The 10,502-nt window shown below is 68.3% G+C and carries 11 protein-coding genes; 7 read left to right on the top strand and 4 right to left on the bottom strand.

Features of this window, described 5'->3' with window-relative positions; all coding sequences use genetic code 11:
• The first annotated feature begins 52 nt into the window (after window positions 1-52).
• The 7 genes from ODI_RS00190 (at window position 53) to ODI_RS00160 (ending at window position 5,755) form a co-directional block, all read left to right on the top strand.
• The gene (locus ODI_RS00190) at window positions 53-844 is read left to right on the top strand and encodes a methionine ABC transporter ATP-binding protein (RefSeq protein ID WP_067758105.1); all 792 of its coding nucleotides are present in this window, start codon (window positions 53-55) and stop codon (window positions 842-844) included.
• Complete coding sequence (locus ODI_RS00185) at window positions 841-1,506, top strand: methionine ABC transporter permease (RefSeq protein ID WP_408635873.1); 666 nt, start codon at window positions 841-843, stop codon at window positions 1,504-1,506. The genes ODI_RS00190 and ODI_RS00185 overlap by 4 nt, the downstream gene beginning before the upstream one ends.
• A 63-nt stretch (window positions 1,507-1,569) precedes the next feature.
• A complete protein-coding gene (locus ODI_RS00180; RefSeq protein ID WP_067758418.1) occupies window positions 1,570-2,385 on the top strand; it encodes a MetQ/NlpA family ABC transporter substrate-binding protein in 816 nt (271 codons plus the stop codon).
• 7 nt (window positions 2,386-2,392) lie between these two features.
• On the top strand, window positions 2,393-3,214 hold the full coding sequence (locus ODI_RS00175) for a MetQ/NlpA family ABC transporter substrate-binding protein (protein WP_067758102.1): 822 nt from the start codon (window positions 2,393-2,395) through the stop codon (window positions 3,212-3,214).
• Window positions 3,215-3,241: 27 nt separating this feature from the next.
• A complete protein-coding gene (locus ODI_RS00170; protein ID WP_067758099.1) occupies window positions 3,242-4,048 on the top strand; it encodes a MetQ/NlpA family ABC transporter substrate-binding protein in 807 nt (268 codons plus the stop codon).
• A complete protein-coding gene (locus ODI_RS00165) occupies window positions 4,036-5,121 on the top strand; it encodes a methionine ABC transporter ATP-binding protein (RefSeq protein ID WP_067758096.1) in 1,086 nt (361 codons plus the stop codon). The genes ODI_RS00170 and ODI_RS00165 overlap by 13 nt, the downstream gene beginning before the upstream one ends.
• Complete coding sequence (locus tag ODI_RS00160; protein WP_067758093.1) at window positions 5,099-5,755, top strand: methionine ABC transporter permease; 657 nt, start codon at window positions 5,099-5,101, stop codon at window positions 5,753-5,755. The genes ODI_RS00165 and ODI_RS00160 overlap by 23 nt, the downstream gene beginning before the upstream one ends.
• Before the next feature lie 14 nt (window positions 5,756-5,769).
• Here the strand turns inward: ODI_RS00160 and ODI_RS00155 are convergent, their stop codons facing one another.
• The 4 genes from ODI_RS00155 to ODI_RS00140 are packed head-to-tail and all read right to left on the bottom strand — an operon-like array spanning window position 5,770 to window position 10,498.
• A complete protein-coding gene (locus ODI_RS00155) occupies window positions 5,770-7,137 on the bottom strand; it encodes an LLM class flavin-dependent oxidoreductase (RefSeq protein WP_067758091.1) in 1,368 nt (455 codons plus the stop codon).
• Window positions 7,137-8,411 carry an SfnB family sulfur acquisition oxidoreductase gene (locus ODI_RS00150; protein ID WP_067758089.1) on the bottom strand — a complete coding sequence of 425 codons (1,275 nt, stop codon included), beginning with the start codon at window positions 8,409-8,411 and terminating at the stop codon, window positions 7,137-7,139. The genes ODI_RS00155 and ODI_RS00150 overlap by 1 nt, the downstream gene beginning before the upstream one ends.
• Window positions 8,402-9,640, bottom strand: coding sequence for an SfnB family sulfur acquisition oxidoreductase (locus ODI_RS00145; RefSeq protein ID WP_067758086.1), 1,239 nt, complete (start codon window positions 9,638-9,640; stop codon window positions 8,402-8,404). The genes ODI_RS00150 and ODI_RS00145 overlap by 10 nt, the downstream gene beginning before the upstream one ends.
• A gap of 36 nt (window positions 9,641-9,676) precedes the next feature.
• Window positions 9,677-10,498, bottom strand: coding sequence for an ABC transporter ATP-binding protein (locus tag ODI_RS00140; protein ID WP_067758083.1), 822 nt, complete (start codon window positions 10,496-10,498; stop codon window positions 9,677-9,679).
• Window positions 10,499-10,502 lie beyond the last annotated feature (4 nt).

Here is a 10,502-nt window from a genome sequence, read left to right as displayed (position 1 = left end):
TATAGACATTCGTTCGTTCTCTCTCCGCAGGTCCTTGCCGCATATTCCCCACATGACCGTGAACCCGATACGAAGCGAGGCGTTGATCCGCCTGGAGCAGGTGGCCAAGGCCTACGCGGGCCAGGACGCGCCGTTGCCCGCGGTGCGCGGCGTGTCGCTGGAGATCGCGCGCGGCGATATCTTCGGCATCATCGGCAAGAGTGGCGCGGGCAAGTCCACCCTGCTGCGGCTGATCAACCTGCTGGAGCGACCCGATAGCGGACGCGTGATCGTGGACGGCCGGGACCTGACCGCGCTGTCCAAGCGCGCGCTGCGAACCGCGCGGCAGTCATTGGGCATGATCTTCCAGCAGTTCAACCTGCTGCAGAACGTCACGGTCTTCGAGAACGTGGCCTTTCCCTTGCGGGTGCACAGGACGCTGCGCGGCGAGGCGCTGGCCGCTCGCGTGCGCGAGTGCCTGGATATCGTCGGCCTGGCGGACAAGTCCGCCAGCTATTCCGCGCAGCTGTCGGGCGGGCAGAAGCAGCGGGTGGCCATTGCCCGCGCCCTGGCAAGCCAGCCCGCCGTGCTGCTGTGCGACGAACCCACCTCGGCGCTGGACACCGAGACCACGCGCGCCATCCTCGACGTGCTGCGTGACATCAATCGGCGGCTGTCGGTGACAGTCGTCATCGTCACGCATGAATTGTCGGTCGTGCGCGCGCTGTGCCGCCACGTGGCCGTGATGGAAGACGGCAGCGTGGTGGAGCAGGCACGCATCGACGGCCATCAGTTGGCCTTGCGCAGCGCGCTGGGCCTGGCGCTCATGCGCGAGGCCGCCAATCCCTATCTGGAGACGGCATGATCCCCGACAGCATCGTCGCCATCCTGCCCGAGCTGCATGTGGCCGTGGCGCAGACCTTCCTGATGCTGGGCATCGGCCTGTCGGCGGCCGTGGTGATCGGCGGTCCGCTGGGGATCTGGCTGTTCCTGCTGAGCCCGGGGCAGTCGCTGGCCAACCGGCCGGTTTTCACGGTGGTGAACTGGCTGGTCAACACCGTGCGCTCCTTCCCGTTCATCATCCTGCTGGTGGCATTGGTGCCGCTCACGCGGATGATCGCCGGCACTTCCATCGGCCCGCTGGCCGCCGCCGTGCCGCTGTCCTTCGCCGCCATCCCCTATTTCGCGCGCCTGGTCGAGCAATGCTTGCGTGACGTTCCGCGCGGTGTCATCGAGGCCGCGCACGCCGTCGGCGCGTCGGAGTGGCAGATCGTGCGCCGTGTCCTGCTCGTGGAGGCGCGTTCCGGCCTCGTGCTGGCGCTCACCGTCCTTGCCATCAGCTTCCTGTCCTACTCGGCCATCGCCGGCGTCGTGGGCGGCGGCGGGATCGGCGACCTTGCGATCCGCTACGGCTACTACCGCTTCCAGACCGATGTGATGGTGCTGACCGTCGCCATCCTGGTCGGCCTCGTTCAACTCATCCAGTTCGCGGGCGCCACGATCGCCCGTCGGCTGGACAAACGCTGAGCGGCGCGGGCGCGCTTGCCACGGCCGTACTCACCGATCCCTCGCCCACAAGGAACCCAGATGATGATTTCCCCGCGCCGTGCCTTCCTTTCCTCGCTCGTGGCCGTGCTGGCCGCGACCTCGCTGCCCGCCTGGGCCGCGGCCGCCGACAAGAAGAACCTGGTGATCGGCGCGACCGCCGGCTCCAATGTCGATGTCCTGAAGCTGGGCATCGTGCCCCAGCTTGCCAGGCAGGGGTACAGCGTGAAGGTGGTGGAGTTCAACGACTACGTGCAGCCGAACCTGGCGCTGGCACAGGGTTCGTTGGACGTGAACTACTTCCAGCACATCATCTACCTGAAGAAGTTCGCCACCGACCAGAAGCTGGATCTGACCGAGATCGTGCAGGGTCCCATCGCGCCGTTGGGCATCTATTCGCAGAAGCGCAAGTCCTTGAAGGACCTGCAGGACAGCGACCGCATCACGTTGCCCAACGACCCCAGCAATCTGGCGCGCGCGCTGGTGCTGCTGCAGGACCAGGGCCTCATCAAGGTGAAGGCCGACGTGGATCCCCTGCGCGTGACGGAGAAGGACATCACCGAGAATCCGCGCAAGCTGCGCCTGCAGCCCATCGAGGCGGCCCAGTTGCCGCGCACGCTGGGCGACGCGGAATACGCCATCATCAACGGCAACTTCGCCATCTCGTCGGGCTTGAAGCTGACCGAGGCCGTCGTGCTGGAGCAGACGCCCGATCACTACCTGCTGGTGGCCGCCGTGCGCACGGCCGATCGTGACACGCCCTGGGCCAGGGACGTGGCCGCGGCCTTCAAGACGGACTTCTTCAAGCAGGTGCTGGAGAAGGACTTCCCGGGCTATGCCCGCCCCGCGTTCCTGAAGTAGGCCGGCCATGAAGACACTCTCAAGATGGTTTGCGTGGGGCCTGCTGTGCCTGGTCGGGCCAGGGCTGGCGCTGTCGGTCCATGCCAAGACCCTCAAGATCGGCGTGACACCAGGTTCGTTGGCCGATTCCGTCGAAGTGGCGGCGGGTTTGGCACGGGAGCAGGGCTTGCAGGTCGAGGTCATCGAGTTCAGCGACTGGACCACGCCCAATACCGCGCTGGCAGCAGGCGACCTGGATCTGAACTACTTCCAGCACCAGGCGTTTCTCGACAACGCGGTGAAGGAGCGTGGCTATCCGCTGGTGAGCGTGGCGCTGGGCCTGTTGCCGAATATCGGCCTGTATTCGACCAAGGTGGATGCGCTGGCGCGGTTGCGCGACGGCGCCCGGGTGGCGGTGGCCAATGACCCTGTGAACCAGGGGCGGGGCCTGCTGCTGCTGGACAAGGCCGGCCTCATCACCTTGCGCCAGGGCGTCGGCCATCGGGGCGGCCTGGACGACATCGTGGGCAATCCGCGCAAGCTGTCCTTCGTCGAGATCGAGGGTCCCCAGCTGGTGCGCGCACTGGACGACGTGGACCTTGCGCAAGGCTATCCCGCGCATTTCGTGAACGCGGGCAAGCCCGAGATCGCCAGCCGGGCCTTGCGGTATTCGGGCCTGGAGGACAACGCGTTCGCCATCCGTTTCGTGAGCCGCAAGGACAATGCCCAGGACCCGGACATCGCGCGATTCGTGCGCATCTACCACGATGCTCCCCAGGTGCGCGCGCGCATCCACCAGGCTTTCGCCAACGACGACAAGCTCTACAGCCTGCCCTGGCTCAAGCCCTGACCCATTGCGTTTCCCTGGGAGCATCCGATGATTCTTCGTCCCCTGCTGGCAGGCTTGGCCACGCTGTTGCTGGCCGCCGGCGTCCATGCCAGCGAGACCGTGACGGTCGCCTCCACGCCCGGCGCCACTTCCGATGCCATCGAGGCCCTGATCCCCGAGGCCCGGGCTCAGGGCCTGGAAGTGAAGCTGATCGAATTCACGGACTGGACCCTGCCCAACGAGGCCGTCAACAACGGCGACGTGGACCTCAACTTCTTCCAGCACCAGGCGTTCCTGGACAATGCCATCAAGGAACGGGGCTACCAGCTGCGCATGGTGGGCCTGGGCCTGTTGCAGAACATCGGCATCTATTCCAACCGCATCAAGCGGCTGGAGGACGTGCCCGAGGGCGCGCGCGTATCCTTGGCCAACGACCCGGTGAACCAGGGCCGTGGCCTGCTGCTGTTGCAGAAGGCCGGGCTCATCACCTTGCGCGGCGGCAAGGCCGTGGGCGCGAGCCTGGACGACGTGGCCGAGAATCCGAAGCAGCTGCGCTTCTTCGAAATCGAAGGGCCGCAACTGATCCATTCCCTGCAGGACGTGGATCTGGCTGTGGTCTGGCCCAGCTACTTCGTGAATGCCGGCAAGGCCGAGCAGGCCAGCCAGGCGCTGCTGTATTCGGGCATCGACGACACTTTCTATGCCATGGGCTTCGTGGCAAGGACGGATCGTGCCGACGCGCCGAAGATCGCCCGCTTCGTCTCGCTGTTCCAGTCCTCGCCCAAGGTGCGCGAGGTGATCGCCTCGCGTTTCGGCAACGACCCCAAGCTGTACACCCTCCCGTGGCGGAAGTGAGCACCCAGGCCCTCGGCACGGTCGCGTTCGAGCAGGTCGGCAAGACCTACCCGAGTGCCGCCGGGCCTGTCCACGCCTTGCAGGACATTACGCTGGAAGTCCCGGCGAGCACCATTTTCGGCATCATCGGGCGCAGTGGCGCGGGCAAGTCCAGTCTGCTGCGAACGATCAACCGGCTGGAGCGCCCGACCACGGGCCGTGTGCGTGTCGATGGCGTGGACATCGCCACGCTGGACGAGGAGGGGCTGGTTGCGCTGCGCCGGCGCATCGGCATGATCTTCCAGCACTTCAACCTGCTGTCCGCGAAGACGGTCTGGGACAACGTGGCGCTGCCGCTGCAAGTGGCGGGCGTGGGGCGCGAGGCGACGGCGGCGCGGGTGGGCGAGCTGTTGGCGCTGGTCGGCCTGGCGGACAAGGCGCGCGTGTATCCCGCGCGGCTGTCGGGCGGGCAGAAGCAGCGCGTGGGCATCGCCCGCGCCCTGGCGACCAGGCCCGAGATCCTGCTGTGCGACGAGGCGACCTCGGCCCTGGACCCCGAGACCACGCAATCCATCCTTGGCTTGCTGAGGGACATCAACCGGCGGCTGGGCATCACCATCGTGCTGATCACGCATGAAATGAGCGTCATCCGTGAAGTGGCCGACCAGGTGCTGGTGCTGGAGCAGGGGCGCAACGTGGAGCTGGGGCCCGTCTGGAGGGTGTTCGGCGCACCCCGGGACGCGGCCACGCGCGCGTTGCTGGCGCCGTTGCAGCATGGGGTGCCCGATGATCTGCGGCGCCGGCTGGAGGCGGGGGTGACGCCTGGCCGGCCCAGCGAGCGGATCCTGCGGCTGTCCTACACGGGGGAGGGGGGACTGGAGCCCGATTTCGCGCGCATCGGCGATGCGTTTTCCCTGCCCTTGCGGCTGGTGCATGGCGGCGTGGACCGTATCCAGGGCCATGCGCACGGCAGGCTGCTGGTGGCGGTGCCCGGCGAGCATCCGCTCCCGGACCTGTCGGCGCTGGCGCGCGGCCCCGGCGCCATTGCCCACGCCATAGAGGAGATCGGTCATGTGGCTGACCATACCCGTTGAACGCTATCTGAAAGCCTTCGTCGACACGCTCACCATGGTGGGCGTGTCGGCCAGCATCGCGGTCGTGGCGGGAATCCCGCTTGCCGTACTGCTGATCGTCACCGCGCCGGGCGGCTTCCTGGCCTCGCCGCGGCTGTATCGCATGGTGGGCGCCATCGTGAACGGCTTTCGCGCCACGCCCTTCATCGTGCTGCTGGTTGCGCTCATCCCCTTTACCCGCCTCGTGGCGGGGACGACCATCGGGGTGTGGGCCGCCATCGTGCCCCTGGCCATCAGCGCCACGCCGTTCTTTGCACGGATCGCCGAGGTGAGCCTGCGGGACGTCGACCCAGGCCTCATCGAGGCGGCGCAGGCCATGGGCTGCCGGAAGTGGCATGTGGTGCGCCATGTGCTGCTGCCCGAAGCCCTGCCTGGCATCATCGGGGGCTTTACCATCACGGTGGTGGCCCTGATCGGCGCCTCGGCCATGGCGGGTGCCGTGGGCGCGGGCGGCCTGGGCGACCTGGCCATCCGCTACGGCTACCAGCGTTTCGACACGCAGGTGATGCTGATCGTGATCGCCGTGCTGATCGCGCTGGTCTCGGGCGTCCAGGCCACCGGCGATGCGTTCGCCCGGCGGCTCAAGCGGCGCTGAGCCGGGCGGACCGCTCAAGCGGGCCGGGCGAGGGGGCGATGGTGCGCGCCTTCATGGCGTGCCGGCAGCCGGTCGCCCTGGCCGAACAGCTTCTGGCGCAGCGTGCCGGCTTCGTAGGCGGTCTTGTAGACGCCGCGGTCCTGGAGGACGGGCACCACCAGGTCGATGAAATCGGCATAGCTTTCCGGTGTGACGATGCGGCTCAGGTTGAAGCCGTCCACCCCGGTGTCACGCACCCAGTCTTGCAACGCATCGGCCACGGTGGCAGGGTCGCCCACGATGGCGGGATAGCGTCCGCCCAGGGAAAACTGGGCCAGCAGGTCACGCCGGGTCCAGTTGTGCTCGCGCGCCACGCGGGTGGCGGACTCGATGGCATTGGTCGGACCGTAGCCCACGGGGTCGTCCAGCCCGTAGCGGCCATAGTCGATGCCGGTGCTGGCTGAAAAATGCGCCAGTCCCGCCTCCGGTGCGGCATGCCCGAGGTACTCGGCATGCTTGTCGCGCGCCTCGGCTTGCGTCGGTGCCACCACCACCGCGGCACCCATGAAGATCTTCACGTCGTCGGGGTGCCGGCCGGCCTGCGCGATCTGTTCGCGCAGGTCACGCACGATCTTGCGGCCCACCTCCTTGTTGGGCGGGGAGATGAACACGCATTCGGCATGGCGGGCGGCAAAGCGCTGGCCGCGGCCGGAACTGCCTGCCTGGTACAGCACGGGCGTGCGTTGCGGCGACGGTTCGCTCAGATGGTAACCCTCGACACGGTAATGGCGGCCGGCGTGCCGGATCTTGTGCACCTTGGATGGGTCGGCATACACGCGCGCCTGCCGGTCGCGGCGCACCGCGCCGTCTTCCCAGCTGCCTTCCCAGAGTTTGTAGAGGACTTCCAGGTATTCGTCGGCCCGGTCATAGCGTTCATCGTGGGCGATCTGTTCGTCCAGTCCCATGGCGCGTGCGGCGCTGTCCAGGTAGCCGGTCACGATGTTCCACCCCACGCGGCCTTCGCTCAGGTGGTCCAGCGTGGAAAGCGTACGGGCGAACAGATAGGGCGCCTGGTAGGTGAGGTTGGCCGTCAGGCCGAAACCGAGATGGCGCGTGACGGCGGCCATGGCCGAGACGAGCGGCACGGGGTCGTTCACGGGCAATTGCACCGATTCGCGCAGCGTCACGTCCACGCCGCCCTGGTAGACGTCGTACACCCCGACTATGTCCGCGATGAAGAGCCCGTCGAAGAGGCCACGTTCCAGCAGCTGGGCGAGTTCGGTCCAGTAACGCAGCGTGTGGTACTGGTCCGAAGTGTCGCGCGGATGGGTCCAGTGGCCATGATTGATGTGGCCCACGCAGTTCATGTTGAAGGCGTTGAGCAGGATGTGCTTGGTCGTCATCAGAGTGCGCCGTGCCGCGGTGGGAAGGTGTCGTTCAGGTAGTAATTGCCGACAGCGTGGTACTTCCAGCGCACCGGGTCGTGCAGCGTGTGGGTGCGTGCGTTGCGCCAGTGCCGGTCCAGTCCCAGCTCGTCCAGCGTGGACGAGGTGCCGCTCAGTTCGAAGAGTGCGTTGGAGGCCAGCAGCGATGCCGTGGTGGTGAGCACGCGCGCCTCGGCCACCGCCACGGATGCCGCCGCGACGGTGGCCTCGCTGGGCGCGGCCTGCGCGGATTCGGTGATGCGGCCCGCGCGTCGCAGCAGGGCCTGCGCGGCCCGCAGGCGAATGCTGACCTCGCCCACTTGCTGGATCGTCAGCGGGTCCTGGCGTGCCTCGTGGACGCCGGCGTCGATCCATGGCCGCGCGCGCTCACGAATGCCTTGCAGCATGTCGTCCCAGGCAGACCAGCCTATGCCCAGGTCAATGGCCGCGTGCATGATCTGGGCCACGGGCCCGATGGTGGTGGCGCGGATGAAGGAGTCGGAGAACGGCACGATCCACTCGGGGCGCACCAGTACCTGGTCGAAGGAAACGGAACCGCTGCCGGTCACGCGCTGGCCGAAGCCGTCCCAGTCGTCCGTGATGGTGACCCCGGGCGAGCCGGCGGGAATGAAGGCCAGCCAGCTGCGGCGCGGATCGTCGGGCGATACGACCAGCGTGGGAATCCAGTGCGCATAGAGCGCGCCGGTGCAGTAGAACTTGCGGCCGCTCACATACAGCCGCTCGTCGTTCCGGGCAGGGTCGCCCCGGGGGGCGGAACCGTCGGCCCGGTGCAGGCGCGTGCGCCGCTGGAAGTCCTTGTGGCCGACCTCGGCCAAGGCGTTGCCCAGTCGGGCGCCGCGCAGGACCTGTTCATGGATCAATGCCTGCTGGCCGGGGGTGCCGCCTACCCGCAGCACTTCCAGCGCGTAGAAGTGGTTCTGCGGGATCTGGCCCAGCGAGCCGTCCGCGCGTGCCAGCACGGCAATCACATCGGCCAGTGTGGACGCGCCCACGCCTGCGCCGCCGTGTTCGGCGGGCACGCTGATGGCGCCCAGTCCGCTGGCGGAAAATGCCTCCAGCTCGGCCCAGGGCAGAAGACGATCGCGGTCGCGCGCCACCGCGCCAGGGGCCGCGCGCGCGGCCAGCGCGTGCGCGGCCGCCAGCGCGTCCTGCGCGTTCGCAAGGCGCCGGGCCTCGGGAAGAGGCAGCGCCTCAGGGCCTGGCGACGCTTGGGTATCCGGGGTCAATTCCATTGGTGTCGGGCGGGCGCGATGCCGTTGAGTTCGAAGTTGCCGATGGCGTGGCGTTTCCATCGCACCGGGTCATGCAGCGTGTGGACGCGGGCATTGCGCCAATGCCGATCCAGGTTGTGGGCGGCGCGCGTGGCGGCCGAGCCCGCCAGTTCGAAGAGTTTCTCGCTGGCAGCGAGGGCCACGTCGGTGGTCAGTACCTTGGCCACGGCGACGTCCACGGATGCCTGCGCGCTTTCCTGCGCGGACAGAACACGGCCGCGCAGGCTGTCCAGGTTGCGGCCCGCCTCATACAGCGTCTCCTCGGCGGCGTGCAGGTCGATCCGCAATCGTCCCACCTCCTGGATCAGATAGGGGTCGTCCGTGGCCCGTGCCAGGCCCGAGTCCACCCAGGGCCGCGCGTGTTGGCGCACGAAGGCGGTGGCGGCCGCCAGCGAGGCGCGTGCGATGCCCGCGTCGATGGCGGCCTGGATGAGTTGCGATGTCGGGCCGAAAAGGCCAGGCCGGTCGGCCAGTTGCCAGACGGGCAGCACGGCATCCTCGTCGATGGGAACATCGGTGAAGCGCACGGAACCGCTGGCGGTGGTGCGTTGGCCAAACGCGCTCCAGTCGTCGATCACTGCCACGCCCGGCGCACCGCGGCGCGCCCAGACTTGCACGGCACGGCCCTCGTCGTCGAGGGCCCGCGTGGGAATCCAGTGCGCAAACAGGGCGCCGGTGGAGTAGAAGCGTTCGCCGTCCAGGCGCAGGCCGTCGGGTGTGCGGCGCAGGCGGGTGGTGACGGTGGTGATCGTCTTGCTGCGCCGCTCGGGCCCCGCGTTGCCTATGCGATGGCCAGCCAGCACGTCGGCGAAGAAGCGCTGTTGCTGCGCGGGCGTGCCGGCCTCGCGCAGCAGGGCCAGCACGCCGAACTGGTTCTGGGGGATCTGGCCCAGCGAAGCGTCAGCCGCCGACAGGATGACGAACACTTCCGCCAGCGTGGCGAACGAGACATCCGCGCCACCGTGCGCGCGCGGCACGGTGATGCCGCCCAGGCCGCTGCGGGTATAGCGCTCCAATTCTTCCCAAGGCAGCCGGCGCGCGCGGTCGCGCTCGCTGTCGTCCTGTGCATAGATGGCCGCCAGCGTGTGCGCGGTGGCGAGGGCATGCGCATCGTCACGGATGCGCTGGACCTGGTCGGGCTGGGGAGGGCGCGGCAAGGGACCGGGCGGGGGCGGATCAATAACGGTCATGCAAGGCGTCTCGCTGGAATACGCGGCGGGGGCAGCTCAAACGGCAATGAGATGGCTGGGCAGCAGGGCAGGCAAGGGCGGGTCCTGGAGGGGGGCTTCCCGCCGAGGGCGCGGTGAGCGCCCCGGTTGGGCCAGCGAGGAATCCAGCGCCTGCAGCACCTGCCGTTCCGCGCGCACGAAGGCATCGGCCAGGCGGTCGCGCGGATAGGGCAGCGAGAAGTCCAGCACGCTGTGGATGCGGCCGGGTTCGGGCTGCATGACCACCACGCGGTTCGACAAGGCCACGGCTTCCTGCACATCGTGCGTGACGATGACCAGCGTGGGCCGCTGGGCCTGCCAGAGATCGAGCAAGGCATCCTGCAGGCTGGCGCGGGTGAAGGCATCCAGCGCCGAGAAGGGTTCGTCCAGCAGCAGCACCTTGGGATGCGCCACCAGCGAGCGCGCGATGGCGACGCGTTGCGCCTGGCCGCCCGACAGCTCGCGCGGCCAGCGTGGGCCATAGGCGGCCAGTCCGATGCGCGCCAGCGCCCAGTCGGTCCGTTCGCGGCGCTCCGCCGCGGGCAGGTCGGCGATGTAGAAGCCGATGTTCTGCGCGATGGTGAGCCAGGGCAGCAGGCGCGGTTCCTGGAAGACGATGCCCACCGCCGGGTGCGGCGCGGTGATGGCTTCGCCATCGACGCGGATGGCGCCGCTGCTGGGCTGGTCCAGGCCGGCGGCCAGCCGCAGCAGCGTGCTCTTGCCGCAGCCCGAGCCGCCGACGATGGCGACGATGCGGCCTGCTTCCAGCGCGAGGTCGACGCCGCGCAGGGCTTCGGCGCCGTTGGGATAGGTCTTGTTGATGTGGTCGATGTGCAGCATGGCG

It is taken from the genome of Orrella dioscoreae (assembly GCF_900089455.2).
Taxonomy (GTDB): Bacteria; Pseudomonadota; Gammaproteobacteria; order Burkholderiales; family Burkholderiaceae_B; genus Orrella; species Orrella dioscoreae.
Note: the sequence above shows the minus strand (reverse complement) of the source record. Positions and strands in the feature narration are given on the sequence as shown.

What these genes read in the sequence shown, in the direction of transcription:
- ODI_RS00190 (WP_067758105.1), top strand. Translation starts at nt 53, where the DNA reads ATGACCGTGAACCCGATACGAAGCGAGGCGTTGATCCGCCTGGAGCAG.
- ODI_RS00175 (WP_067758102.1), top strand. Translation starts at nt 2,393, where the DNA reads ATGAAGACACTCTCAAGATGGTTTGCGTGGGGCCTGCTGTGCCTGGTC.
- ODI_RS00185 (WP_408635873.1), top strand. Translation starts at nt 841, where the DNA reads ATGATCCCCGACAGCATCGTCGCCATCCTGCCCGAGCTGCATGTGGCC.
- ODI_RS00170 (WP_067758099.1), top strand. Translation starts at nt 3,242, where the DNA reads ATGATTCTTCGTCCCCTGCTGGCAGGCTTGGCCACGCTGTTGCTGGCC.
- ODI_RS00150 (WP_067758089.1), bottom strand. Translation starts at nt 8,411, where the DNA reads ATGGAATTGACCCCGGATACCCAAGCGTCGCCAGGCCCTGAGGCGCTG.
- ODI_RS00160 (WP_067758093.1), top strand. Translation starts at nt 5,099, where the DNA reads ATGTGGCTGACCATACCCGTTGAACGCTATCTGAAAGCCTTCGTCGAC.
- ODI_RS00155 (WP_067758091.1), bottom strand. Translation starts at nt 7,137, where the DNA reads ATGACGACCAAGCACATCCTGCTCAACGCCTTCAACATGAACTGCGTG.
- ODI_RS00145 (WP_067758086.1), bottom strand. Translation starts at nt 9,640, where the DNA reads ATGACCGTTATTGATCCGCCCCCGCCCGGTCCCTTGCCGCGCCCTCCC.
- ODI_RS00140 (WP_067758083.1), bottom strand. Translation starts at nt 10,498, where the DNA reads ATGCTGCACATCGACCACATCAACAAGACCTATCCCAACGGCGCCGAA.
- ODI_RS00180 (WP_067758418.1), top strand. Translation starts at nt 1,570, where the DNA reads ATGATTTCCCCGCGCCGTGCCTTCCTTTCCTCGCTCGTGGCCGTGCTG.